General features: G+C 54.8%; 29 protein-coding genes. 16 read left to right on the forward strand and 13 right to left on the reverse strand.

The genetic code is table 11. The features are described 5' to 3' along the window. Positions 1-18 precede the first annotated feature (18 nt). A complete protein-coding gene (locus MIH19_RS01120) occupies positions 19-840 on the forward strand; it encodes a class II glutamine amidotransferase (protein ID WP_249007158.1) in 822 nt (273 codons plus the stop codon). Positions 841-920: 80 nt separating this feature from the next. Beyond that, on the forward strand, positions 921-1325 hold the full coding sequence (locus MIH19_RS01125; RefSeq protein WP_249007159.1) for a TM2 domain-containing protein: 405 nt from the start codon (positions 921-923) through the stop codon (positions 1323-1325). 10 nt (positions 1326-1335) lie between these two features. Here the strand turns inward: MIH19_RS01125 and MIH19_RS01130 are convergent, their stop codons facing one another. The 4 genes from MIH19_RS01130 to MIH19_RS01145 form a co-directional block, all read right to left on the reverse strand. Beyond that, positions 1336-2043, reverse strand: a complete 708-nt coding sequence (locus tag MIH19_RS01130) for a hypothetical protein (protein WP_249007160.1) — start codon at positions 2041-2043, stop codon at positions 1336-1338. Positions 2044-2166: 123 nt separating this feature from the next. Continuing rightward, a complete protein-coding gene (locus MIH19_RS01135; protein WP_249007161.1) occupies positions 2167-2604 on the reverse strand; it encodes a hypothetical protein in 438 nt (145 codons plus the stop codon). 18 nt (positions 2605-2622) lie between these two features. After that, complete coding sequence (locus MIH19_RS01140; protein WP_249007162.1) at positions 2623-2973, reverse strand: hypothetical protein; 351 nt, start codon at positions 2971-2973, stop codon at positions 2623-2625. Positions 2974-3044: 71 nt separating this feature from the next. Further along, entirely contained in the window at positions 3045-3563 is a 519-nt protein-coding gene (locus tag MIH19_RS01145; protein WP_249007163.1) for an Hcp family type VI secretion system effector, read from the reverse strand. 365 nt (positions 3564-3928) lie between these two features. Here MIH19_RS01145 and MIH19_RS01150 point away from each other — a divergent pair, with 365 nt between their 5' ends. The 3 genes from MIH19_RS01150 to MIH19_RS01160 are packed head-to-tail and all read left to right on the forward strand — an operon-like array spanning position 3929 to position 5918. After that, positions 3929-4798, forward strand: coding sequence for a cache domain-containing protein (locus tag MIH19_RS01150; protein WP_249007164.1), 870 nt, complete (start codon positions 3929-3931; stop codon positions 4796-4798). A 6-nt stretch (positions 4799-4804) separates the two neighbouring features. Further along, positions 4805-5290 (forward strand): PAS domain S-box protein, encoded by a 486-nt coding sequence (locus MIH19_RS01155; RefSeq protein WP_249007165.1) that lies wholly within the window; start codon positions 4805-4807, stop codon positions 5288-5290. 31 nt (positions 5291-5321) lie between these two features. Further along, a complete protein-coding gene (locus MIH19_RS01160; protein ID WP_249007166.1) occupies positions 5322-5918 on the forward strand; it encodes a GGDEF domain-containing protein in 597 nt (198 codons plus the stop codon). 16 nt (positions 5919-5934) lie between these two features. Here the strand turns inward: MIH19_RS01160 and MIH19_RS01165 are convergent, their stop codons facing one another. Together MIH19_RS01165 and MIH19_RS01170 are read right to left on the reverse strand one after the other, a co-directional pair. Then, positions 5935-6699 (reverse strand): sulfite exporter TauE/SafE family protein, encoded by a 765-nt coding sequence (locus MIH19_RS01165; protein WP_249007167.1) that lies wholly within the window; start codon positions 6697-6699, stop codon positions 5935-5937. Further along, positions 6690-7835, reverse strand: coding sequence for a hypothetical protein (locus MIH19_RS01170; RefSeq protein ID WP_249007168.1), 1146 nt, complete (start codon positions 7833-7835; stop codon positions 6690-6692). Before MIH19_RS01170 ends, MIH19_RS01165 begins: the two co-directional genes overlap by 10 nt. A 235-nt stretch (positions 7836-8070) precedes the next feature. Here MIH19_RS01170 and MIH19_RS01175 point away from each other — a divergent pair, with 235 nt between their 5' ends. Beyond that, the gene (locus MIH19_RS01175) at positions 8071-8703 is read left to right on the forward strand and encodes a hypothetical protein (protein ID WP_249007169.1); all 633 of its coding nucleotides are present in this window, start codon (positions 8071-8073) and stop codon (positions 8701-8703) included. A 66-nt stretch (positions 8704-8769) separates the two neighbouring features. Here MIH19_RS01175 and MIH19_RS01180 read toward each other — a convergent pair whose 3' ends face one another. The 4 genes from MIH19_RS01180 to MIH19_RS01195 form a co-directional block, all read right to left on the reverse strand. Beyond that, positions 8770-9885 carry a HupE/UreJ family protein gene (locus tag MIH19_RS01180; protein WP_249007170.1) on the reverse strand — a complete coding sequence of 372 codons (1116 nt, stop codon included), beginning with the start codon at positions 9883-9885 and terminating at the stop codon, positions 8770-8772. Continuing rightward, positions 9882-11000 (reverse strand): hypothetical protein, encoded by a 1119-nt coding sequence (locus MIH19_RS01185; protein WP_249007171.1) that lies wholly within the window; start codon positions 10998-11000, stop codon positions 9882-9884. The genes MIH19_RS01180 and MIH19_RS01185 overlap by 4 nt, the downstream gene beginning before the upstream one ends. A 79-nt stretch (positions 11001-11079) precedes the next feature. Beyond that, positions 11080-11325 carry a hypothetical protein gene (locus MIH19_RS01190; protein WP_249007172.1) on the reverse strand — a complete coding sequence of 82 codons (246 nt, stop codon included), beginning with the start codon at positions 11323-11325 and terminating at the stop codon, positions 11080-11082. A gap of 10 nt (positions 11326-11335) precedes the next feature. After that, on the reverse strand, positions 11336-12808 hold the full coding sequence (locus MIH19_RS01195; protein ID WP_249007173.1) for a DUF4331 domain-containing protein: 1473 nt from the start codon (positions 12806-12808) through the stop codon (positions 11336-11338). A 157-nt stretch (positions 12809-12965) separates the two neighbouring features. On the opposite strand from MIH19_RS01195, the gene MIH19_RS01200 reads away from it, so the two are divergent. The 5 genes from MIH19_RS01200 to MIH19_RS01220 all read left to right on the forward strand — a co-directional run bounded on the left by MIH19_RS01200 (position 12966) and on the right by MIH19_RS01220 (position 16894). Next, a complete protein-coding gene (locus MIH19_RS01200; RefSeq protein WP_249007174.1) occupies positions 12966-13523 on the forward strand; it encodes a sigma-70 family RNA polymerase sigma factor in 558 nt (185 codons plus the stop codon). Further along, positions 13520-14221 (forward strand): anti-sigma factor, encoded by a 702-nt coding sequence (locus MIH19_RS01205; protein ID WP_249007175.1) that lies wholly within the window; start codon positions 13520-13522, stop codon positions 14219-14221. Before MIH19_RS01200 ends, MIH19_RS01205 begins: the two co-directional genes overlap by 4 nt. A gap of 166 nt (positions 14222-14387) precedes the next feature. Continuing rightward, positions 14388-15395, forward strand: coding sequence for a methionine ABC transporter ATP-binding protein (locus MIH19_RS01210; protein ID WP_249007176.1), 1008 nt, complete (start codon positions 14388-14390; stop codon positions 15393-15395). After that, on the forward strand, positions 15395-16072 hold the full coding sequence (locus MIH19_RS01215) for a methionine ABC transporter permease (RefSeq protein ID WP_249007177.1): 678 nt from the start codon (positions 15395-15397) through the stop codon (positions 16070-16072). The genes MIH19_RS01210 and MIH19_RS01215 overlap by 1 nt, the downstream gene beginning before the upstream one ends. Positions 16073-16111: 39 nt before the next feature. Further along, on the forward strand, positions 16112-16894 hold the full coding sequence (locus MIH19_RS01220) for a MetQ/NlpA family ABC transporter substrate-binding protein (protein ID WP_249007178.1): 783 nt from the start codon (positions 16112-16114) through the stop codon (positions 16892-16894). A gap of 96 nt (positions 16895-16990) precedes the next feature. Here the strand turns inward: MIH19_RS01220 and MIH19_RS01225 are convergent, their stop codons facing one another. After that, positions 16991-17644, reverse strand: coding sequence for a peroxiredoxin (locus MIH19_RS01225; protein ID WP_249007179.1), 654 nt, complete (start codon positions 17642-17644; stop codon positions 16991-16993). A gap of 182 nt (positions 17645-17826) precedes the next feature. Beyond that, positions 17827-19188, reverse strand: coding sequence for a sodium:alanine symporter family protein (locus MIH19_RS01230; protein ID WP_249007180.1), 1362 nt, complete (start codon positions 19186-19188; stop codon positions 17827-17829). Positions 19189-19414: 226 nt separating this feature from the next. Here MIH19_RS01230 and MIH19_RS01235 point away from each other — a divergent pair, with 226 nt between their 5' ends. Then, positions 19415-19846 carry a CBS domain-containing protein gene (locus MIH19_RS01235; RefSeq protein ID WP_249007181.1) on the forward strand — a complete coding sequence of 144 codons (432 nt, stop codon included), beginning with the start codon at positions 19415-19417 and terminating at the stop codon, positions 19844-19846. Between the two features lie 39 nt (positions 19847-19885). Beyond that, the gene (fghA, locus tag MIH19_RS01240; protein WP_249007182.1) at positions 19886-20743 is read left to right on the forward strand and encodes an S-formylglutathione hydrolase; all 858 of its coding nucleotides are present in this window, start codon (positions 19886-19888) and stop codon (positions 20741-20743) included. On the opposite strand, the gene MIH19_RS01245 is transcribed toward fghA, so the two are convergent. Next, positions 20704-22110: an MATE family efflux transporter gene (locus MIH19_RS01245; RefSeq protein ID WP_249007183.1), complete on the reverse strand. Its 1407-nt coding sequence runs from the start codon at positions 22108-22110 to the stop codon at positions 20704-20706. The genes fghA and MIH19_RS01245 overlap by 40 nt on opposite strands. 208 nt (positions 22111-22318) lie before the next feature. On the opposite strand from MIH19_RS01245, the gene MIH19_RS01250 reads away from it, so the two are divergent. The 3 genes from MIH19_RS01250 (at position 22319) to MIH19_RS01260 (ending at position 25524) form a co-directional block, all read left to right on the forward strand. Continuing rightward, positions 22319-23194 carry a carboxylate/amino acid/amine transporter gene (locus MIH19_RS01250; RefSeq protein ID WP_249007184.1) on the forward strand — a complete coding sequence of 292 codons (876 nt, stop codon included), beginning with the start codon at positions 22319-22321 and terminating at the stop codon, positions 23192-23194. A gap of 117 nt (positions 23195-23311) precedes the next feature. Then, complete coding sequence (locus tag MIH19_RS01255) at positions 23312-24709, forward strand: sodium-dependent transporter (protein WP_249007185.1); 1398 nt, start codon at positions 23312-23314, stop codon at positions 24707-24709. A gap of 113 nt (positions 24710-24822) precedes the next feature. Next, a complete protein-coding gene (locus tag MIH19_RS01260; RefSeq protein WP_249007186.1) occupies positions 24823-25524 on the forward strand; it encodes a response regulator transcription factor in 702 nt (233 codons plus the stop codon). The last annotated feature ends 2 nt before the right edge of the window (positions 25525-25526 follow it).

Raw genomic sequence — 25526 nt, forward strand, 5'->3', positions numbered from 1 at the left:
CGAGGTTAAAACTGCGTTATGTGTGAACTGCTGGCGATGAGTGCCAACACCCCGACCGATCTGTGTTTCAGCTTCACCGGCCTGACCCGCCGTGGCGGCGACACCGGGCCACACAAAGATGGCTGGGGCGTGGCTTTTTATGAAGGCAAGGGCGTACGGGCGTTTCACGATGTAGACGCCAGTGCCAGTTCCCGCATTGCCGAGGTGGTACAAACCCACCCCATCAAAAGCGAAGTGGCACTGTGCCATATTCGGCAGGCGAATGTGGGTGAGATTTGCCTGGCCAACACCCACCCGTTCATGCGGGAACTCTGGGGTCGTTACTGGGTGTTTGCTCACAATGGCCAGCTGTCGGATTTTAGCGCGAAGCCAGGGTTTTATGAGGCCGTTGGCAGCACCGACAGTGAAGCCCTGTTCTGTGATTTACTGAACCATTTGCGCGATAACAGCGACCGCCACAGCACCGAGCAGGATACGGTAGACCAGCTGGTTCAGCTGTCAGCAGCCTATGCCCGCCAAGGCGTATTCAATCTTTTGCTTAGCAACGGCGATTGGCTGTTCACTTTTTGCTCCACCAAAATGGCCAGCATTACCCGGCGCGCACCTTTTGGGCCGGCGCGCCTGAAAGACACCGACGTGACCATCGACTTTGAAGCAGAGACCACCCCCAATGACATCGTTAGCGTGGTGGTCACCGAACCTCTGACCTCTGATGAACAGTGGGATGTGTATCGGCCCGGAGAGTGGCGTTTGTGGCGCAAGGGAGAAGTTATCCAGAGCGGTGTGGTTGCTCTGGCGGGGGTTGATTTGGCAACAGCTCAGTCCCACATAAAGTCATAACAGGGTCAGGCATAAAGCGTTAATACCAACTCAGAACATTCTCCAATTAAAGCATTCTCTAAAGCACTATCGAGAAAACTATGCAAAGACCCAATACACACAGTAAGTTTTTTGGCTATCTACTCTGGATTTTTGGCTTTCTGGGTGCGCACCGTTTTTATTACGGCAAACCGATTACCGGCACCATCTGGTTCTTCACATTTGGCCTGTTTCTAGTGGGCTGGATCGTCGACCTTTTCCTGATTCCAGGTATGGATGAAGAAGCCGATCACCGTTTTGCCGAAGGCCCCGTCAGCTACAACGTAAGCTGGTTACTGCTGACGTTTACCGGTTTGCTTGGGCTGCATCGGATGTACATGGGAAAATGGATAACCGGAGTTCTTTACCTGCTTACCGGGGGCCTGTTTCTGGTGGGTGTTCTGTACGATTTTTGGACATTGAACACTCAGATTTCAGAGCGCAATCGTGGCAGCCTGCTTCACTGATTGCCGCGCTTTAATGGGCTTTCAGCATAGCCTTGGGTACCCGGTAGAGCAGCCCACGGCTGGCACCGGTACCTTTCACGGTGCAGGTCTTGCGATTCACCCTGCTAATAATGCCCTGCCGCTGGCGCTGTCCTACGCCAAAGCTCACACATTCACCTACCTGCCACTGTTGCTGCGACACCTCGGCTTCGGCGTGGATTGGTGTGAACGGCTGTGCCGGCAGGCTCAGCCCGCGCTCGCCCGCCTGCTTCTGTAAAAATGCCCGGGCACCCTGAGCTGCGCCGCTGTTATGCAGCTGGTCCAGAATGTCGTAAAAATGGCGATTGTGGACGGAACCAAAGTGGCGCTGACCTGCGACCTGTTGCAGCAAATGGGCAAACTCGTGGCAACAGGTATGGGCCAGTAAATTAAGCGGACTTACCTCACCGTCAAAATAACCCCTTTTTCGAATTTCCCGCGCCGACAACCAGCCAACGGCGGTTTCCGGCTGGTATTTGGCCAAAATCATGCGTTGCCCGTAGTTGATGACATGCGTATGGCTGCGGGTGTCGTAACGGTGATAGGTAGCCTGCCCGGACCCCACACGGCACAACAGTGACTTCGCCTTGCCTTGAGCATTAATCCAGACAGCAGCGGGTTGCCACAAAATTTGGTCGGTAGCCTGGCACATAAGTCGGCCAAGGTTTATGGCCTGATACTGTGAAATAGATGTTGTCATTGAGGGTCGCAGCGCGTTGCAATGAATTCACCGCAGGTTTTACAAGATTATGAGGGCAATGGCTAGTTTGCTAGGAGTTAGTTGAGAAAGGCACTGGGTTAAGAATGAACTGATTCAAACATGTTAGATACCGCGGGAAACAGTTTCTGCAATCTGATCGAACTCATCTTCTGGAAAACTGAAAATAAGAACTGAGCCCGAATTTCGCTCATTAAACAAGTAACCAGTCAGATAATTACGATTCTTTGCGGCAAACCCTGAAAATCCTGCTGGAAAACTCAATGATTTCGTTGTCACTGTGTCTGATTCCGAGCTCGATCTGAGTGCGTTTAGGAAGTCAGCCGCTGAAGATGCACCCTCGGGTACTGGTTCAACCCGAATGAATCCGATGGATTTTCCGTCAAGGAATAGAGTTGTATCGTTGTTGTCAATTCGCACGGTGTCAAACACAGACGACTGAACCGACACTGAGTATTCTTTGTTGGGTGAAAAAGATATTGGCTTAGACGACGCGCAGCCGGATAAAATTAAAGCGAATACGACAATTCCAATGAATTTCATTTTTTAGGCGTCCGTGTCTTATCCGAGTGAAGCTTCCAGCAAACTCCTGAATTGTAACCCACGAGTTAACTTGCAAGTAAGGCTGATTTTGACCGAGCCTCGAGCGAATGGCTCCCCTGCCGCTCGGATAACTCTGATTGCCCATTTTCGAATACCGCTTGTTGGAACAAGTAGGTCTTTGGGACTTGGAACAGCATCAATCCAGCGACTGCACTCATCGGTTTCAGTAATCAGTTGCGCAACAAGTTCTAAAGTTTCCGATGTTATGCTGCCAGCATGAAAACGGTTCGCGATACGCTCTCCATAAAAAGCAGTAATAATTGCCTGAATAACAGTGACTTCCTCATCGGTAAGAGCAATGTAGCTCACTATTAATCTCCCTTTGATAGGTTCAACTCTCAGACAGGAGAGGGCTCGCTCTCTGAGAGCTGAATTAAAAGCTACGCTTCGATCGGCGTGCGCCAGTCGTCGGCGCCGGAAGTCCCGGCCACGCCGTGCTCCCAGGTGACTTTGCGGTATGACAGCGACACGGTAACCAGCTGGGTGAAGTCTGAACTGGTGGTATCTTGGCAATGGGGCATATTGCAGTTGATGTCAATGATGGTGGCGTCTTCCAGAATGGTCGAGAAGAAGTGCTCCTGTTTGCCTTCTACCGAGGTTCGGTACCACTTCAGTTCCACTTTTGGCAACATCTCACCAGACGCCAAAGAGTTGTACATCAGCGGTGTGGCTTTATTCAGGGCCGAGGTGAACTTGAACGGTTTGTGCACGCGCTGGCCGGAGGGTTGGCCGGATTGGGGGTCGGTAGGTACGGTAACGACGTGGCTGAATTCCTGCACCAGAATTTCATCTTCGTGGCCTTCTACGTAAATGTTGCCGACAGAATCGGCGGTGAAAGCTCCGGCAGTGATATGGCCCTGGGTTTGGCCTTCGATATTGATATAACAAGGGGTTGGCATTGTCTGCTCCGTGACGTGTTTAAAGGTTGCATTCCTGCTGTCCTAATCTGGACCCGGTAATCTAATCAAATTCTGTGCCAGATTGTTAACGTCATTTAAGATCAGTGGTTTATGATTTTTTGTTAGGCTCAGAAAACACTTAGGGCGAAGAGCTGCCCAAATTCTGGGCCAATTATTGCGGCCCGGGCAAGTTGTTGCCAGCGTATAATGAATGTGGCGGCGAAGCGCTGGCTGCCGTGCGGTTATAAGCATATGCCATGTATTTTTTGGGTGCTCAGGTTTGCTAAACTTAGCCCCTAGGTAAAAACACGCTGTGACCAGGGAGCCATAAGTGCCGATCATTCAAAAATTTGCCGAGCATCAGCGTGTTGATTAAACATTGGCTGGGCAGTCTGGTGAACCGGGCGACCGCTATGGTCGTTGTTGTGATTCTAGTGGTTGCGCTGACGGTGATGCTGGTAAGTGGCCTGCTGAGCCAGCGGGAACTGGAGCAGCAGGCAAAGGCACATGTTGAGTCTGTAGCCGCTGTGGTGGCCTATGAACTGGACGATAAACTGTCTATGCGTCTGAATATTATCAGCCAAGTGGCAACAAACCTGACCATGACCGAACAGGTGTTTCGTGACCGGGCTGAGCTGTTTTTGTCGCGCCAAACCGAGTTGCTGCATCTTTTTGATAGCCTGTTTATTCTCGATGCTGAGGGTCTCCTGCAGGCTGAATCCCCGAACATTGGCCTGTCAAAGGGGCTGGACCTCAGCACCCGCGAGTATTTTGACCGTATATCCACGCTGATGACACCGATTATCAGCGAGCCTTACGTATCTTCTGACGACGGTAAACCTGCGGTTATGATCGGTGCGCCAGTGTTCAATCATGACCAGCGTTTTATCGGGATGATTGGCGGCGTCATGTTGCTTGAGGGCGAACATATTCTGAAAAAATTCGGCAATATCCGCTTTGCGAAAACCGGTTATATCGGCATTGCAACCCCCAGTGGCACAACGTTGGTAAACGGGCGTGCCGGGCAGTTTATGGTGCCCCTGCGATCAGAGAACACGATACTGATGCAAGCTATGGATGGATTCGAGGGAACTGCAAAAACCGATAACGGCGATGGTGACGTAACCATTATGTCGGTGCGGCAACTGGATCAGGCACCTTGGCTTGTAGCCGCGGTTTGGCCTATAAAGGAAGCTTTTGCGCCGATTGGCCGCATGGGCAGTGAGCTGGTCTGAACGCTGTTGTTGATTTTATTGGTGCTGGTACCCATTGCCGGTTGGCGTTTTCGCACGCTGATGCGCCCTTTAAAATTGCTGGGCGAGCAGGTACAGGATCGCCACCTGGGCTTGCGTTCGCAGCCAGTTACCATTCCCGGCAGTATCGAAATCCAGCGCGTAGCCACTATATTCAACACGTTGATGATCGAGCGTGAGAGCGCCATGCTGTCGCTGGCAGAACGCGAGGCTTTTTACCGTTCGCTGACTGAAAGCGCACCCATCGGCATAGCCCAAACCGACGTACTTGGCCGCATTGAGTTTGCCAACCCTGCGTTGGAGGTCATTCTTGGCCGTTCGGCCGCAGAGCTAATTGACACGCCGATAATGGGTTACCTGCAAAATAGCGACCGGAAGACGTTAATTACTGGCTGGCAACGTGATATCTATCAAAGAAAAACGTTTCATGGCCGGGTGCATTTGGTGGCCAAGAGGGTCTGTGAATTGACATGATGTCGGCGATGAGTTTGATATCGACCTAACCATGCTGAAGGTTCGCAACGGTAAGTCCCAAGAGCGCCTGGTGTTTGTACTGCGCGACGACAGCGCGCGCCGCCGGGAAAACGAGCGCCTATCATGGGAGGCCTCCCACGATCCATTGACTCAGCTTTTAAACCGCCGCGCCTTTGGCCTTGGTTTGGATAAAGCGTTGCTAGAAGCCGGCCAGAATAAAGTGGCTACTGTGATGTGCCTGATTGATCTTGACCACTTCAAACCGGTGAACGACAAAGGCGGACACCTCACCGGTGACGAGCTTCTACGCCGTCTGGCTGACTTGTTAAGGCAGACAGTTCGCCAGTCTGACACCGTTGCGCGCCTGGGCGGCGATGAGTTTGGAATACTTTTACCCAGCTGCGGTATGGAATGCGCCGAGGCTCTGGCGGAGCGGATTCGCGCAGGGATCGAAGTCTTGGTTGTTGAACACGAAGGTGAAGACTACAGCGTAACCGCCAGTATTGGCCTTGCCCAGATCAACCCCACTGACACCAGCACAAAAGCCATTATGGCCCGTGCTGACGAGGGCTCATACTTGGCCAAAGGCCGCGGCCGTAATCAGGTGGTTTTGATGTCAGGCGCCTAAAACCTGCGGATATTATTTACCACCAAGCGCCTGCGGCAGCTGCCTGCCAAAGCAGACGTAGAGCCAAGGCTGTCAGTAGCAGATTCAGCGCCATGCCAAAGCGCTGATTGCTGAACGCTTTCAACAGGCGTAGGCCAAGCCAGGTGCCGATAAAGCCGCAGCCAATCATCGCCACAATCAACGCCAGCCAGTCACTCAACATAAACCCGGTCAGTCCGAAAACAAGGGCTTTCGGCGCGTGTTGCAGAGCCATGGCGGTTGAAAACGTGGCGATGGTGCTAAAGCGGTCGCGGTGAATCTGTTTGATAAACGCTGCGACCAGTGGCCCGCTGGCCCCAACGAACAGGCTGATAAAACTGGTAAACGTCGAGGCTATAACAATTCCTGGAGCGCCGATGGCGGCTTTTGGCAGTTTGGGTCCCCAGCACAAAAACAGCACAAACAGTGCAATGGTCAGCTGCCAGATTTGAGCGGGTAGATCCACCAGTAACCATGCACCCAAGCTGGCTCCAAGCACAACGCCGGGAGCAAAAGCGGCAATCACTTTCCAGTCAATATGGCGCCAGGTCAGTGCGGCTCGGCCACAGTTTGAACCCAGCTGCACCAGCCCGTGCACCGGGATAATGGCGGCTGGGGGCATCCAGCTGGCCATAATGACGATCAGCAGCAAACCACCACCGGCACCCAGACTGGCGCTGATCATCGAGCCGAGCACTGAGGCCAGTAACAGCAGCAGAGCGACACCTGCGGCCAAGCCCTCTGGTAGCAGCGTTATTTCCATTGACAGAACTCGGAGTTTTTCAGCTCGCGGCCTTTACACAGGGCCTCGGTGGCCAGCTGCACGTCAGCCACGTAATACAGTGACGACAGGCCAAAACGATCCCGTCCCAAGTTGTGAAAAATCATGCCGAACGCGATATCCCCCGCTGAATAGCGCGCTTGGTTGCGGGCAAAGTACTCTGCAGGCCGGCTTAGCAGCTCATCTTGCAAGAGGCTTTTCACTCGTCCCGCTCCGCCGTGGTAGGCCTGAACCAGTAATAAACTGAATAGTTCATCGCGTTTTTTTGCGGGCAACTTACCGAAGCGGTCGGTAAATGCCGGGCGCAAATTACGCGCATTCTGATTGTTCAACTGCAGAGCGCAGTCCATCTGTGCGAGTCTGTGCCAGTAGTTTTTTATTGGAATGCGGCAGTCCGACAGCGCTGCAGGCGACAATTGCATGATTCCACGGGCGTTGGCCGTTGAATGAGCTCGGGTTTGGCCGCCGCTTTCGATCAGTAATTGCCCGGCTAAATAGCGCGGTAACGCTGGCGGGAGTTCACTCAAGCGTTGCTGATCATTGCGCTTGTTGTACACGGCCATCAGCGTTTGGTGCAACGACACTGAATTGCCCTGGCCGCCTACCCTTATGTCATCCCACGCGCCCCACAGGCGATCTTCCTCATTTTGGCCAAGGTAACGGGCAATAGAGCCGGGAAGATCAACGTGGGGTTGGTCGCAGGCCAGTGCAAACGGATACCCGGTCACATCCGCCGCGCCGGCGGCCCAGGCGCTGCTGCGGCCATCCTTGAACATGTCCTTGCGGGTGCCGTTGAGCTGCTGTTGGTTGGCTTCGACAGTGTCAGCGTCTTCACTCCAGCCTAAAAACTGGCCGCGCATATCGTAAAAAATGTGGCGGTTCCGGTTGGCGCAGTAGCTAGACTCGTTCAACACCCAGCTGCGAATGGTGAGCACGTTGCGATAGACGCCCTGGCTGGACCAATACGGGGCGGCCCGCACCACATCGGTCCAGGCGTCGGCCTTGCCAGGGCTAGCAGCGACGCTGCTGATAAACCATGGCAGCGTTGCCAGCAGGGCAGCCTGTAATAGCCGGGTTATCGCGAAAAAAATAGGTGTCATAAAGGCGGTTTCGAACATTGAGTGTTTGAATACTGACCCGTTGGTCGGCCAACGTTGTTACAGGTATGGTGGGTGTGCGCTCACAATAGCAAAAGTTATGACGGTTGAAAGCAGATTATTGTTTTACCGGGGCTTGTGATCTGTTGTGATCGCCCTCACGTTTATCTTTCTACGTTGTAACAGGCTATGCTGATAATCAGGGAGTGCGGTTTTCCCTGTTTTATTCTGATGGCATCGAGGAGGCTAGTGCATTATGAACCAACCGATGGCAATCGAAGAACTGGTATCGGTCGCCCAGGCGGAAGCCATGGGAGAGTTAGATGCCCCGATGATGGCCATAGTGCTGGCCAGTGAACACAGCTACGATTTACCCATTCAATCTCTGGAAACCGACGCCGACAAAGCCCGCTGGGGATTGATTCTTCGCGCTGCGAGGGAACACGTAGAAGCTGACGCGGTAGCGGTGCTGTACCCGGCCTGGACCACCATCCGCAATAAAAAGTCAGGGCAGGCGACCGACACCGCTGCGGGCACAGAGCCCAATGGCGAGAACGACGTCGAGGCGGGTGCGGAAGACGAGGCGGATGGCCCCATCGACACCCTGTTTGTGCAACTACACACCCGTGACCGCATTTACTGGCGTGGTTTCGAGCAAATTCGTGACCCACGGCACCAGCGCATTATTGGTTTTCGTAAAATCAAAGCCTTGTCCACCGATTACCAGCGCGATGAAGCGCCTTCGGTTGCAGCGTGGCTCAGTACACTGTTTGATCCATTACCGAACGAAGGTGAGGAAACCGCGATTGATCTTCAGTTGTCCGATTTACTGGACGAACCAGAAGTGAGCGCAGCCCTATACCCCAGGGATTTGCGGGCGCTGCATTGATTTCAATGATTGAATCAGCAAGGCAGGGGACAGATTTCAAATCTGTCCCCTATTTATCTTTTTAGTTTAAATAGTCCCTGCCCTTTCCACCACCCACATCAGACTGATGGCGCCCACGCCCATAAGAAGCAGCGGCACTACAACCCGTTGATACGCGTTAACGTGTGCCAAGGCATATAAAAGTGGGAAACCAACGATTAGCAACCCTAGCTGCCCCAACTCCACGCCCAGATTGAAGCCCACCAGCGCAATGGCCAAGCTGGAAATTCCGCCGGTCAGGTCGCCCAGCACGCTGGCGAAACCAAAGCCGTGCACCAGGCCGAAGGCGAACGCCAGTTTCCAGGTTTTCCGGCCCAGAAAAGGCCAAATTACATTAAGTGCGGCGAGAGCAATGGAAAGCGCGATGACCGTTTCAACCCAGGCAATGGGAAGCCGAACGATATCCAGCGCTGCCAGGGCCAAGGTGATGGAATGCGCCACCGTAAAGGCTGTCACAATACCCGTCAGTTGTAGTAACCGCGATTTGAATGAGCGGGTTGTGCCCAGATTGTTCTCTTGACGGCGGATCAGCGTAGTCGGCAATACCAGCACCAGCAGAAACAGCATGTGGTCAAGCCCGATCAGCAAATGGATAACGCCTTCAAGAAGAAATGTTGTGAAGGTGCTCCATGGCCCTATAGGCCCGCCGGTAAGGTCAACTATGGGTTGATCCGGAGAAATCACCGTGAGTGAGCGGGTACCTGCAGAGGTGATTTCAACCAGTCCTCTGTGCAGGCTGTCTACATCAAACAGCAGAGTGTATTCAATTTGCTGCGGGAGCTCGCCGTTAAGGCAGTCAATGCCGTATTGGGTCGCAAGGTAGGGGCCATCACTGTGCGAGCTCAGTCCCCATGCCTGGCCTTTGAGGTTACAGGCGCCCTGCTCGCTGGCAAGGGTGACCGCATTCTCAATGGCTTGTGTCGTAGCGGATCGTTGGGCGCGAAGCTCCTGCCCCGTGAGCTGTTGATCGCCATTGGCGTCTAGGGGAATCAACAGAGCGAGATCTCGCAGTGCGACGTCAATGCGTATCTCGGCGGCGTCCAGGTCAAGATAGATAAAGCTGTCACTGGCTTTATGAGCAACCGTTGTGCTTGCGAAGGTAACCATCGCCAACAGTGTAAAAAATTGTATGGCGCGCATCATGAGTCCTCCGGATAGCGTTCATCAGACTGATTCTGCTGTTTAAGCCAGTCGCGGAGTTGGCCCAGTGCTGTGCTGTCTTGCGCAGCAATGGCGGCCCTGAGTGCCAGGCGGGTATCCAGAGGTTCACGTTGTGATGCCCAGTTGGCCATGGCGTGTTGTAGGGCAACCGTTGGCCGCTGCTCAATATCCAGCTCGAAACTGGCCAGGTCGCGCTGATGCAACATGGAGCCACGCCATAGTGCTTCATCAAATCGCTCCCGCAATTGTGAGGCCAGCGCCGATGCGTCTGGATGACCTACGCGGCGCATAGCGATAGCTCGGATCACCGCCAACGTATCAATTGCCTCGTAGCCCTCGGTCAGGGCCAACGCCTGATCAGGTTCGTCGGCTTGCAGGAACCAGTCCGCAAGCTGTGCCCGGGTGTATAAATCGTCCGGACCCTGATTCAGCACCCGATACCAATGCTCAGTTGCAGAGCGTTGGCCCAGCTGTGCCGCGATGTCGCCCAATGTACCCTCAGCCCACAAGCGCTGTTGGTCGGTTGTTCTACCCGAAGACCGGGTTGTGGCGATCAACGTGTCGTAAGCCGCTTTGGCCGCGCCGGTACGCGCTGCCACCTGTGCATGACAGCTTGCAGCGATCAGGCCGGGGTACTCGGTTGTTAGCTGGTCGCACATTGTTTGTGCCAGTCCGTAATGCCCTTGAACAATCTCAATGTTGGCCAGTGTCAACAACGCCTGGATTCGTTGTACCGGTGCTTGCGAGCGGTCAAGCACCGTTTGAATGTCTTGTCGTGCTGCATCGAACTGGTGCAGGCTCTGCGCAAGCGTTGCCCGCAGAACCAACAGTTCATCCGTAAGCTCCGTGCCGGCCTGTTGTTTGAACAAGCGTTCGGCGTAGCCTAAAAACCTTGGGTCGCCGCTGCGGCGCGCTTCGGAGATCAGCCTTTTAACCTCTACTGCCATTGCTTCGGGGGAAGAGGTGGCGCCATCGCTGGCGGGGCCAGACGCGGGCAGGGTCACCAGCACAGCGTCGTCGTCAAAATCATGTTGAATGGGGCTGGGTGCGGCGGTTGATGTTGCTGAACACAGCAAACCCAGCAGGCCAAATCCCAAAAAAAAAGCCCCCCCGCGCCAACGCGCGGGAAGGGAGAGGACCGGCTGCAAAGCAGGCCGGGTCCGGTGTGCCGATATTTTATCGGAGAAGGTCATCGAAGGCCTGTGGATTGTCCTGGTCGTTAAAGCTGAATGTGACGTTATTCAACTCCGTAGGCTCCCGATTGGCATTCGGGTTAGCAAATTCGTTCTTAACGAAGGTGCCGAAATCCACTGACGCCGCAGGTTGCGGGGCTTGGCTACTGTTGCCGCCAGAGCCGTCAAAACATCCCGTCAAGGCCAGAGCCACCAGCCCCGTCGCAGCTAACTTAATGGTTAATTTCATTTTTCACTCCTCAAGAATTGGGTGAGCCGGCCAGCGGAGTTGCCAGGTATGGGAACACGACTTGAAGTTCGGTTGGGTCAAGCTGAACGCCATCGGTAAAGGGTGTGTCTTTATTTGGGGCGTCAGTGGTCAGGGCACCCATGACGACTCTTAAGGCGGAATCCACAACGTCATCGACGGGGCGGCGACCGTTCGGGAACCCGGCGTTGTCACCGCCCAGAACGCCTAGGTCATTTTGCGTGGCCGCAGCTGTAGCGGCGATAGCGGGGTTCAGGCGCAGCATTTCTGACGCTTGCACGCCCACTGGCATATTGACCCCAGCCACACCGGTCAAAAATGCTGACACTAAATCGGTGCGGGGAAAGTTATTCGGTGCTACAGCGCCTGCGCCGCTGAACAGTATTTCCAACAGTTCCGGCAGAGTCGGGTTAGTGACGTAAGTGGCAAACTGGCTATCATCTTTCGGTTCGCTGGCGTTGAACCGGTCCTTATCCTTAAGGCCGATGACGACTTCGTTCACCAGCGGCATGCCCAAGCGCGAAACTTGGGTCCAGGCGCCACCTTCCACGGTAGCTCCCTTGCCGTCCGCGCTGGGTGCTGGATTAATGATTCTCGCCTGGCGCAAGCTAGCGGTGGTCCAACCACCAATGACTGGTTGGCCCGAAGCGTTTGCCGCGGTGCCGGTCAGGCACTGGGCGGGCACTTCCAGGGCAAACGAGGTTACGTTCTTATCGTCTAGGTCCCCTTTACCTTCGCCGTTACGCAGTCCGAGAGGATTGGTGTTCACCAGGTCGAAAATCTCGCCGAGATTGACCGCAAAAGCTTCTTTGCGCTGACCGACAAACACCTTGGCGTTGACGGAACAGCCTGGAATGGCCATCTGGAAAATATGCTGATTGGCATAAGTCTGGTAATCGGCAAACGATTTACCACCGATGTTGTCCAGAGGTTTGTCAAATGTAGCGGTGCCATTGGAGGCATTCGTTGCGGTCTGGACGGTGCCGGTGCGGCGGTCACCACGAACAACGGAAACCGTATACTCTTGGCTGACTTGAACATTGGCGCTGTCGGCGGCGTTACCAATGTTCTTTAGTGGCACAGAGACCATTTTCTGGTCGCCAGCCGGGCCAACCGGTAACTGGATGTCGTTTAGGGTGGTAGTGAACTGGAACTGGAACGTCAGGTCTTCCTGAGCGTTACCGCTGTTATCGATGTGAATTTCGTAAAGGGCATCTTCATCCATATCGAAATAGTTGGGACCGCCGTAGGCATCTTGCAAAGGCAAGTAATTGGCGATCAGGGTGACATAGTCTTCGCGACCGGATTCATAGCTGCGGAACATGTAAAAATCGGTGCCGTCCACTTTTGGCACTTCGGTTATGAAAGGCGCTTCGCGGTGACTGGAGGCGTGGCTCAGGCCGGCGCTCAAACAGACGCTGGTAACAGCGATAGCCAGAGCAGAACGTTTAATAATGGTGTTCATAGTGTTTCCTCAGAGTGCTTTGTTTTGGTTATGACAACGAGGTAACGCGCAGCCGTACAATAAAGATGCACGCTGCAATGAAAAAAATTACAGTGGTGTTTGCATCTCGCCGGGATGGGCAGGGCGTACTAAATAATGATAGTCGTACGGAGTTGAAATGTCTCAGACTAAAAACGATCAGGACGACCTTATGCGCTTGCTGGTAGCCGTATCCCGTGAAGACCGTGACGCCTTCCAGCAGCTTTATCATAGGGTGTCCGCCCGAATGTTCGGAATGTGTCTGAAACTGGCAGGGCAGCGCGATCTGGCGGAAGATGCCTTACAGGAGGCGTTTCTCCAGATATGGCATCGTGCCCGCGAGTATCACACCGATCGCGGTATGCCGTTAAGCTGGATGATGAGCATTGCGCGCTACCGGACACTGGACATGATGCGGGCGCGCAAGATTCGTCGTAACGGCGGTGAAGAGCATCTTGAGTACGTTGAAGACGGGCGCGAGGGTCCTCTTGATGAGTCCCTTCGCAGCGCCGGAGAAGCACAGCTTAGCGGTTGCCTCAATGAGCTCAGCGATGCGCAGCGTGACAGCATTCTACTCTCTTACTACAAAGGGCTGACGCACGATGAGTTGGCCCATGTCCTGAGCACTCCATTGGGGACGGTGAAAAGCTGGGTGCGCCGTGGACTGATGACTTTAAAGAGGTGCCTGGAACAATGAATAAGACACCTGAACGCATTGAAAATCTTGCCGCCGAGTATGTTCTGGGTTCACTCCAGGGCCTTGCACGTAAGCGCTTTGAGCGCTGGATGATGGAATCCACAAAGGTACGGCAAGAGGTCTGGTTCTGGGAGCAAAAACTCGGTCCATTGTCCGTCGAAGTGGCAGAGGTCAACCCTCCTTCGTCTGTGTGGACTTCAATTGAACGCCGCTTATGGCAACAAGAGCGGCCTGCCGGTAAAGCCCAATCCCGCGCCAACCAACGGTGGTTCTGGCCTGGCTGGAGTATTGTTGCGACGGCTGCCGCTCTGGTTATGGCGGTTTTATTGCTCCAGCCGTCGCAGGGGATTCCCCAGATGCAGCTTTCAGGCGCTGTTGTTCAGGCTGGTATCAATGATCCGCTCTGGCTGGTGAGTGAGACGGGTTCTAACAATCTGTTGAAGTTGCGCTCGGTCGCCGCCAATGCCGCCGAAACCGATAAAGATTACGAACTCTGGATCGTACCGGAGAATGGTCAGCCCCTATCGCTTGGCGTTATTCCTGTGGGTGGGGTGCACCAAGTGACATTGACGGATGCGGCCAGAGACGCGCTGTCACAAAGCCGCACCCTCGCCATCAGTCTGGAGCCCAGCGGAGGCTCGCTAACCGGGGCTCCAACAGGTCCGATTCTACACGTGACTCAACTGTACGAGATTTAATGAACCCGAAACGGGGACAGATTTTAAATTTGTCCCCTATCTTGCGTACTTTGCTTGCTGCGCAGGGGGTGCGGATTCGGGTTTGATGAGCGAATGGTTTATAATCGCGTCTTTTTAAATTTGCACCGACAAAACACTGACGCCCAAGGCGCGACAAGGCTGATTCGTGATCGTATTTGACGAGATAGAGAAATCCTACCAGGTGGGGGGTAAAGCTGTTCCTGCGCTGCACCCCACCAGCTTTGCTATTGAAACCGGCGAAGTATTTGGCATAGTCGGCCATTCCGGCGCTGGCAAATCCACCTTGGTACGGTTGATTAACTTGCTGGAACGCCCGACCGGCGGCAGCATCAAGATCGACGGCGAAGACGTTACCCATTATAACGCCTCCCAGTTGCGTGCTTTTCGCCGCAACGTTGGCATGATCTTCCAGCACTTCAATCTGTTGTCATCAAAGACGGTTAACGACAACATCGCCTTTCCCATGAAACTGGCCGGCATCTATTCAAAATCTGAGATCCAGCAGCGGGTTGAAGAGTTGCTCGAGCTGGTCAGCTTGTCTGAACACGCCATAAAGTTCCCGTCGCAGCTTTCAGGCGGCCAAAAACAACGAGTAGGCATTGCGCGCGCTCTGGCCTGCCGGCCCACCATTTTGCTGTGCGACGAAGCCACCAGCGCGCTGGACCCGCAAACCACCCAATCGGTGCTGAAACTGCTGGCCGATATCAACCGCGAACTGGGTTTGACCATCGTGCTGATTACCCACGAAATGGACGTGGTGCGCCGAGTGTGTGACCGGGTCGCGGTGATGGATGCAGGCCGCGTGGTGGAAATGGGCCCGGTGAGCGATGTGTTTCTGCATCCGCAACACCCCACTACCCGCGACTTTGTCTTCGAAAGCGAAAATATCGATAGCCTTGAACTGCAGCAGGATTTTAAAAAGGCCAAAGGCCGCATTCTTCGCCTGACCTTCAAAGGCGAGTCGACCTACGACCCGTTACTTGGCAGCGTGGCGCGAAAGTCCGGGGTCGACTTCAGCATCATCTCCGGTCGCATTGACCACATTAAAGATACGCCTTACGGCCAGCTGACTCTGGCACTGGTGGGCGGCGACCTGGCTGTGGCCATGGCCGCGCTGGAAGCTGCAGACGTGCACGTAGAGGTGATGAACTGATGAAAGCCCTGATGCAGGATTTGTTAAGCAACGTAGACTGGATGGAAATCGGCATTGCCAGTTGGGACACCCTGATTATGGTGGCCATGTCGCTGCTGTTCAGCGTGGTGATTGGCCTGCCCGTTGGTGTGCTGCTGTTTTTGTTTGGCAAGCGCCAGCTGCTGGAACAGCCCTTGGCCTACGCGGTACTGTCGTTCGTAGTGAACGTACTGCGTTCGGTGCCGTTTATCATTCTGTTGATTGTGATGATTCCGTTTACCGTGATGATGATAGGCACCTCTCTGGGCGTTGCGGGGGCTATACCACCACTGGTCGCCGGCGGCGCGCCCTTCTTTGCTCGTCTGGTAGAAACGTCGCTGCGGGAAGTGGACCGCGGCATTATCGAAGCCACCCAGGCCATGGGCGCTAACGTGCGGCAAATTGTCCTCGGTGCCTTGTTGCCGGAAGCGCTTCCGGGCATCATCGCCGGTGTTACCGTCACCGCAATAACCTTGGTGTCTTATGCGGCTATGTCCGGCGTGATTGGCGGAGGCGGCCTGGGCGACCTGGCCATTCGTTTCGGTTATCAACGGTTCCAAACCGACGTTATGGTCATCACCGTCGCGTTACTGGTGATTTTCGTACAGCTGCTCCAAATGCTAGGCGATCGTCTAGTTATACATTTCAGTCGTAAATAGCGGCGAATTAACCTTCAGATGCACCCAAGGAGAACACAGATGACTTTCAAGAAGACCCTGATTGCCCTAGCCGCTGCGGCTACTTTGTCTGCTGCTGTTAGCGCCGAAGAACTCAGCATTGCTGCCACTCCGGTCCCCCACGCGGAAATCCTGGAATTTGTGAAACCGATGCTGGCCGAGCAGGGCGTAGAGCTAGACGTAAAGGTATTCACCGACTACATCCAGCCCAACGTTCAGGTTGACCAGAAGCGCATGGACGCCAACTTCTTCCAGCACCAGCCGTACCTGGACGAGTTTAACGCCGGTCGTGGTACAAACCTGGTTACGGTTACCGGCGTGCACGTTGAGCCTTTCGGTGCTTACTCCAGCAAAATCAAATCGTTGGACGAGCTGAAAGACGGCGGCGTTGTTGCCATTCCTAACGACCCCACAAACGGCGGTCGCGCCCTGCTGCTGCTGCAAAAAGCCGGACTGATCACCTTGAAGGAAGGCAGCAAAATCACCGCAACACCGCGCGATATTGCCGACAACCCGAAGAACCTGGAATTTAAAGAACTGGAGGCCGCTACCCTGCCGCGTATCCTGAACCAGGTAGACGTTGCCCTGATCAACACCAACTACGCGCTGGAAGCGGGCCTGAACCCCACCAAGGACGCGCTGATCATCGAAGGTTCGGATTCACCTTACGTCAACATTCTGGTGGCTCGCCCAGATAACAAAGACAGCGACGCTATGAAGAAGCTGGCAGCCGCGCTGACATCCGAAGACGTGAAAGACTTTATTAACGAGAAATATCAGGGAGCGGTCGTTCCTGCTTTTTAAGAGCACCTGCATTCTGATGTGTTATTGATATAAAAAAGGCCGGGCTGCTAACGCAACCCGGCCTTTTTGCATTGCTAAAAATGCAAACAGCGCGATTTAATCGCCAGACCAGTTGGTGGTCGGGTCTGGAGTCATACGCAGGTACGACTTAACCGCCTTGTAGCCTTTTGGGAAGCGTTGTTTGATTTCGTCTTCATCTTGCAACGAAGGCACAATCACCACGTCGCCGCCGCGTTCCCAGTTACCCGGGGTGGCGACTTTGTGTTCATCCGTCAGCTGCAAGGAGTCGATAACCCGCAGTACTTCGTTGAAGTTGCGACCCGTGCTGGCAGGGTAAGTGATGATCAAACGCACTTTCTTGTTCGGATCAATCACGAACAGCGAGCGTACGGTCAGCGTGCTGTTGGCATTGGGGTGAATCATGTCGTATAGCTCGGCCACTTTACCGTCGTGGTCGGCAATGATCGGGAAGTTAACGGTGCAACCCTGGGTTTCGTTGATGTCTTTGATCCAGTCGTGGTGGGAATCAACGGGGTCAACACTCAACGCCATGGCTTTCACATTGCGCTTGGCAAACTCGCCCTTCAGCTTGGCGGTCAGGCCCAGCTCGGTGGTGCACACCGGGGTAAAGTCTGCCGGGTGTGAAAACAGCACACCCCAGCCGTCGCCGAGCCATTTATGGAAACTGATTTTACCCTCACTGGAATCCTGCTCAAAATCCGGTGCGGTATCTCCAAGGCGTAAACTCATGTTCGCTCTCCTTCGATGCAGTATCTGATCGCGTTGTTTGAGGTTCCGGCAGGTAAACGGCCGAGCCTGGTTATTGATTGTATATAAAAATGGAGCGGTGCCGGATGACAGGAATGCAAGGGTTAGTTGATACACCTCATCCGGCACGGGTCTGCTCGTTCTCAGCCGTAATGGCCGTTGTATCAGAGGCCTGCCGCTTTTTCTTTCTCAAAATGCTCTTTGGTCAGTTTGAACACCACCGGGCTGAGTAGCGCCAGGGCAATCAGGTTGGGCAGTGCCATCATGGCATTCAGCGTGTCTGCTATCAGCCAGATCAGGCCCAGGTTTACGGTTGCGCCAACGGGGATAGCAAGGACCCAGGCAATTCGATAAGGCACTATAGCCTTTACGCCGAACAGGAATTCAACGCTGCGCTCACCGTAGAATGACCAGCCAAGAAGGGTCGTAAAGGCAAAAACAGCCAGAGCTATGGCCACCACATAATCGCCAACGCCCGGAAGCGCCTGTGAGAACGCCATGGACGTGAGTGCCGCGCCGGATTCGCCGGATGTCCATACACCAGAAGTGATGATGACCAGGCCGGTGATCGTACAAATAATGATGGTGTCAATAAAGGTGCCCAGCATGGCGATCATACCCTGATTGATAGGGTTCTTGGTTTGCGCTGCCGCGTGGGCGATAGGCGCAGAGCCCAAACCGGCCTCGTTGGAAAAAACACCCCTGGCAACGCCGAACCGGATGGCTGCCCAGACTGCCGCACCGGCAAAGCCGCCTTCTGCAGCGATGGGGCTGAACGCATGCTCGAAGATTAGCCCAAATGCGGCAGGAATCTCGGCGAAATTAATGGCCAGTACAACCAGTCCAGCAAGTAGGTACGACACTGCCATAATAGGAACGAGCGCGCTGGCTACCTGCCCGATGCGGCGAATACCGCCAATCAGAACCATACCCACCAGAACCATCAGGATAACGCCGCTGATCCAGTGTGGCAGGCCGAATGTGGCTTCCATTACGTCTGCAACCGAGTTGGCCTGTACGGTATTGCCGATGCCGAAGCCGGCAATAGCGGCGAAAACGGCAAACAGCACGCCCATCCAGGCCCATTTTTTGCCAAGCCCGTTACGAATGTAATACATGGGCCCGCCGACATAGGAGCCGTTCTCATCGACCTCGCGGAAGCGCACCGCGAGCACCGCTTCAGAGTACTTGGTCGCCATTCCCACCAGGGCTGTCAGCCACATCCAGAACAGGGCCCCCGGGCCGCCGAGGAAAACCGCGGTGGCCACGCCGGCGATGTTACCGGTTCCGACAGTGGCTGAAAGGGCGGTCATCAGAGCCTGAAACGGCGGAATCTCACCATCTGACTCCGCACCTGCGGCGCTGCGACCGTTCCACATCAGGCGAAAACCCGCACCGAGCTTGAATATGGGCATCAGCTTCAGGCCGAGACTTAAAAACAGCCCCACACCAAGAATGAGTATCAACATGGGTGGCCCCCAAACCAGCCCGTTGATTGCACTAAATACGTTTTCAATAGCGTCCATGAGAATCCTTTTTTATATGCCATGGTTCGATATATATGTGCCATGGTTTGATTTTTTGATTTTACCCGCAAGGGGTATAACTTACTGAGCTTACTCAATTACTGTCCTGTGTAAACCGGCACTTGGTTAAAGCTGGAGAATTCGGCGAATATTGCCTATGTTTACAGCACAGGGTTGAGGTTTGGCCAATGCCGGCCGGGTCAAACAGAAATGCGGGGAATTGCTCATGTGTGCACTCAGAGTTTCCGATGTTATGTTCAATCATATTGAGCCCGTCCGCTGCGGGACACCCCTAACCAAAGTGGTCAAGGCGCTGCTGGAGAATCATATTTCCGGGCTGCCGGTGGTTGATGCGAGTCGGCGTTTGCTTGGTTTTGTGTCTGAGCAGGATTGTATCCATGCGTTACTGGTGAGCAATTATCACTGTGAGGGTGATCCGATTGTGGACGATGTTATGTTCCGTGAACCCGTGTGGATTTCACCTGGCACGGCGATTGTTGACCTTGCCCAGAAACTCGGCGCTGGCAAACCGAAAGTGTACCCGGTTGTTGATCACGGCAAACTGGTGGGCATAGTCACCCGCAGCGCCATTTTGGAACACCTTGTTAACGCAGGTTGCAGCGTGGGCACACCAAGGTTTGCTAACTCCGATGACTGAGGGTTAACCTTGTCCGGATACACTAATACCGAGGGCACTATGGAACTGATTTCAACGAACGCCAGCTTTGGCGGCGAGCACCGCCGTTACCGCCACACCGCCGCTACCCTGGAATGCCAGATGGAATTTGCTGTTTTCCTGCCGCCCCAGGCGCTGGCAGAACCGGGCCACAAGGTCCCGGTGTTGTATTGGCTGTCTGGCCTGACCTGCAACGACGAAAATTTTATGCAAAAAGCCGGTGCACAGAAACTGGCCTCTGAGTTGGGTCTGGCGATTGTGTGCCCGGATACCAGCCCGAGGGGCATCAATTTGCCGGGGCAAGACGACAGCTACGATTTTGGCAGCGGTGCAGGTTTTTATGTGAATGCCACAGAGCAGCCTTGGGCGCCCCACTACCGGATGTACGATTACGTAGTGAAGGAACTGCCCCAAGTGGTAGAAAACGAATTGCCCGTCAGTGCTGAAAAATCCATCAGCGGCCATTCTATGGGTGGTCACGGAGCGTTGATATGCGCGCTCAAAAACCCGGGGCTTTACCGGTCGGTATCGGCGTTTTCACCCGTTGCCCATCCGGTGGAGTGCCCTTGGGGCCAGAAAGCCTTTGCCGGCTATCTGGGTGACAACCAGGAAAAGTGGAAACAGTGGGATGCCACCCTGCTGATCGCGGATGCCCAGGAACGCTTGCCGTTACTGATTGACCAAGGCACTGCCGACCAATTTCTGGCAGAGCAGCTGAACCCGCAGGCGCTGGTTCAGGCCTGCCACAGCGTTAACCATCCGGTAACCCTGCGCATGCAGTCCGGCTACGATCACAGCTATTTCTTTATTGCGTCTTTTATTGACGACCATCTGCGCCATCACGCGGACGCCTTAGGCTTGGCCCAACCCCAGTTGTAGCCGAACAGGCGCCAGCCCATCAGCACACTGGCGGAGATAAGGCCGCCAGTAAGCCCTACCCAGAAGCCCGCGGCCCCCATGGCCGGCACCAGAACGCTGGTAAACGCCAGCGCATAGCCCAGCGGCATACCCACCACCCAGAATGAAAACAGCATAATGATCATCGGAATGCGGGTGTCTTTATAGCCCCGCAGGCCACTGATGCAGGTAACCTGAATAACATCCGCCACCTGAAAAAACGCGGCGTACATCAACAGAGTAACGCTGACTGCCTGAACTTCGGGGTCACTGGAATAGAGCGCGGCAATGGGCGCACGGAATACAAACAGGACAATCGCAAACAGCAGTGAAATAAACGCAGCCAGAATTATCGCACTGCGTGACAGCAGCCGCGCAGACTCAGGCGACCCCGCGCCTACCAGAAAGCTCACCCGCAGGGTGATGGCCATGCCCAGGCTCAGCGGCAGCATAAACAATAAAGACACCACGTTTAACGCAATCTGGTGCCCGGCCACCACCACTGGCCCCAAAGGCGCCAGAAACAGTGCGATCACGGCAAACATGCTGGCCTCTACAAAGATGGTAAAACCAATGGGCAAACCCAGCCGCAATACATAGTGCAGTACACGCGGGTTGGGGCGGGCGACGTAGGCCAGCAGGCGAAAATTCTGATACATCCGGCTGCGGTTCAGGTAAGTCAGTAACCCGATTGCAGCGATACCGTTGGATAGCGACGTGGCCCAGCCACAGCCGACACCTCCCATAGCGGGAATGCCCAGGCCACCGTAGATAAACAAATAGTTCAGTGGCAGGTTGAACAGGGTGCTGATCAGTGAAAACACCATAATCACCCGGGTATGGCCCAGGCCATCGGTCAGTCCGCGCAGAGCGGTCATCAGCAGCAGTGCGGGAACGCCCCAGGCGAACGCATCCAGGTAGCCCTGGGCAATGCCGGCGGTGGCCGGTTCCAGCTTCATCAGGGTCAACACCGGGTGCACATTCGTTAGCAGCAGAATCATAATCACGGCCGCTGCTGCCGCAATATAAAGCCCTTGCCAGACCGTTGGCATAATCCGCCGCAGTTTGTTGGCGCCTTTATAGCCGGAAATAATGGGCTGCTGGGCGCTCAGAACGCCCCAGAAAAACAGGAACAATGGCATCCACAGGCTGGAACCAATGCCCACCGCGGCCAGATCCTGGGCGCTGGCGTGGCCAGCCATAACGGTATCAATCACGCCGTTTGCCATCTGTGCAACCTGCGCCACCAGAATAGGCCCGCCCAGTATCGCCAGGGTTTTCCATTCCAGCAGCACCCGTTTAGCGAAAGGCTGGCGGATAGCGGGCAGTGGCTGGTGCAGTTCATCCATAACAAGTGTCCGAAATACGGTCGAATTCGGTGGCGGCTCTGAATGACCAGTCAGGCGCCGTCTATTGGGGAGCGGATGTTACCGGATTCGGGCGCCCAGGGGCATTGCGCATTGTCCGCATAGGCGTTGGCCAAGGCTTTTTTGCAGCCTGTAATTGGTCGCAAAAGCAGGTAAAATACTGCCCTTCATTTTTGCAGGCGCAGCGGGCATGGGTTTTTTGGTATTTGTTACGATTCTCTGGGCGTTTTCGTTCAGTTTGATCGGCGAGTTTCTAGCGGGCAGGGTCGACAGCTATTTTGCAGTTCTTACCCGGGTGTTGCTGGCAGCGCTGGTATTTTTACCGCTTACCCGCTGGCGCGGTGTGCCCGCTGGGCTGAAAAAAGGCATTCTGGTCAGCGGTATGCTGCAGTTTGGCATTACCTACGTGTGCCTGTATCAAGCGTTTAGCTATCTGTCGGTGCCAGAGGTGCTGTTATTCACTATCTTCACACCGTTGTACGTAACCTTGGTAGACGACGCCCTGAACCGGCGCTTCTCCCCGGCGGGGCTGATGGCGGCCGCAGTGGCCACCTTGGGCGCCGGCGTTATTCGCTATGATGGCCTGAGTGAAGACTTCATCACCGGTTTTTTATTGCTGCAGATAGCCAATATCACCTTTGCCGCGGGCCAGGTGGGTTACAAACACGTGATGGCACGCTACCCCTTGCCCATTCCACCCTGGCGCACCTTTGGTTACTTTTTCTTTGGCGCTTTAATCGTGGCACTGCCATCGTTTCTGATTTTTGGCAACGCCGACAGGTTGCCTGGCACGCTTACGCAGTGGGGCATTCTGGCCTGGCTCGGGCTGGCGGCATCGGGCCTGGGTCTGTTTCTGTGGAACCGTGGCGCCTGCTACGTTGACGCCGGCACCCTGGCGGTAATGAACAACGCTCTGGTGCCTGCCGGTTTATTGGTGAATCTGTTGATCTGGAACCGCGATGCGGATATTCCTCGCCTGGCTGTGGGCGGCGCGATCATTCTGGCGTCTTTGTGGCTGAACTCGTGGCTACGGGCTCGCTGGGCAGTGGCCAGAGGCAGAATCTAAGCGATTGGGTGGCATCGGCTGGCCAGTGCTGGCAAAATCTCGCTTCAAGAGTCCAGGCCTGATCTGGGGCAACCCTTATTAAGTTCATTTCTTAGCCCAAAGCACAGGAACAAGAACATGACTCAGTCGAAAACAGCCCCGGGCAACAACTCAGGTTTGTCCCGTGGTCTTTGGTCTTCCCGCTTCGCCTTTATTCTGGCGGCAACCGGTTCTGCCGTGGGCCTTGGCAACATTTGGAAATTCCCTTATGTAACCGGTGAGAACGGCGGTGGTGCCTTTGTACTGGTGTACTTGTTGTGCATCGCTGTTATTGGTGTGCCCATCATGATGGCGGAGGTTTTCATTGGCCGCAACGGCCGTCACAACCCCATCACCAGCATGCGCCTGGTCGCTGAGCGCAACCTGAAATCGCCAGTCTGGCGTATTTCGGCGGTAATCGGCATGATTGCGGCTTTTGCCATTCTGTCGTTCTATTCGGTGATTGGTGGCTGGGCGGCGTCTTACGTTGGCCATGCGGCCATGGGCGACTTCACTGGTGGTACTGCGGAATCCATTGGTGATTTGTTTGGCGGCCTGTTGGCCAGCCCTGTGCAGTTGCTGGCCTGGCACACTGTGTTTATGGCACTGGTAATACTGGTAGTGTCGCAAGGCCTGAAGGGTGGCCTGGAACGCGCTGTTACCATTTTGATGCCGGCGCTGTTCCTGCTTTTGCTGGTTGCGGTGGGTTACGCGACAACAACCGGCCATTTCGGCGAAGCCGTTAGCTTTCTATTTACGCCAGATTTTTCCAAGCTGACGATTGAAGGCGTGCTGATTGCTCTGGGCCACGCGTTCTTTACCCTTAGCCTGGGTATGGCCATTATGATGGCCTACGGTTCCTACCTTGGTAACGATGTTCCGGTTGGCCGCACTATGGTTATTGTAGCCTTGATGGACACCGTGGTCGCACTGCTGGCTGGCTTGGCCATTTTTCCGGTGGTCTTTGCTAATGGCCTCGAGCCCAGCGCCGGTCCGGGGCTGATTTTCCAGACCTTGCCGCTGGCGTTCGGCAATATGCCTATGGGCGGCCTGTTTGGCACGCTGTTCTTTATTCTGCTGTTGTTTGCCGCCTGGACTTCTGGCATCTCGCTGCTAGAACCGGTAGTGGAATGGGCGGAAGAAAATACCAATATGAACCGCACTGGCAGTGCCGTTGTGGTGGGCACACTGTGCTGGTTATTGGGTATTGCCTCTATTTTGTCGCTGAACGTGTGGTCAGATGTGACCCCGCTGGGTATGTTCGCAGCGTTCGAAGGCAAAACTATTTTCGACTTGCTGGATTACTTCACCGCCAACTTCCTGCTGCCGCTGTCTGGTTTGCTAACCGCCATTTTCGTGGGCTGGTTTGTGGCGAAAGAGTCGTTGAAAGCAGACCTGAATTTGCACGGTGCCACGTTTGCGCTGTGGCTTAATCTGCTGCGCTATGTAACGCCAGTGGCGGTGATTATTGTGTTTGTATACAACCTGCTGGGCTAGCCGCGTGCGCTGAGCGCTTGCAAAGCTCCGTGTAAAACGCGTAAAACCCGGTAGGTGACAAGCCTTACCGGGTTTTTTTGTTTAGGATTCTAGCGTTATGAGAACATAGCACCATGACACGCAGCGTACTGATTATTGAAGACAACCCCGCCATCGCCGAACTGGTGAGCATGCAGGTAAGCGACCTAGGCATGACGCCTGTGCTGGCAAACCGCGGCGACGACGGCTTGGCACGTTTTCGCCAAGGCGGCATCGATCTGGTGGTTCTGGACTTGATGTTGCCGGGCCTTGATGGCCTGGCGGTGTGCCGTGAAATCCGCACCGCGCCAGATTACGTGCCGGTGCTGATGCTGACCGCTAAAAGCACCGAGCTGGACCGCGTGCTGGGGCTGGAAATGGGCGCCGACGATTACCTGATCAAGCCTTTTAGTGTGGCCGAGCTGGGCGCCCGTATAAAGGCTTTGTTTCGTCGTGGAGATGCCTTTTCGGCCCGCGCAACAGCCACGCCAGAAAGTCGCGTAATTGAGGTAGACGGCCTGCGTATGGATTCGTCACGGCGGCGGGTGTTTGTAAAGGATGCCGAGGTAGAACTGACCGCCCGCGAATTCGATCTGCTGTGGCACTTCGCCAGCCATCGTGGCCGTGTGTTCAGCCGCGCCCAGTTATTGGATTCTGTGTGGGGCTACAATCACCAGGGTTACGAGCATACGGTGAACACCCACATCAACCGCCTACGTAACAAAATTGAAACCGACCCCTCCGAACCGCGCTATGTGCAAACGGTATGGGGTGTTGGTTATAGATTCAAGGACTGACC

The sequence above is a fragment of the Marinobacter sp. M1C genome (assembly GCF_023314135.1).
Classification (GTDB): Bacteria; Pseudomonadota; Gammaproteobacteria; order Pseudomonadales; family Oleiphilaceae; genus Marinobacter.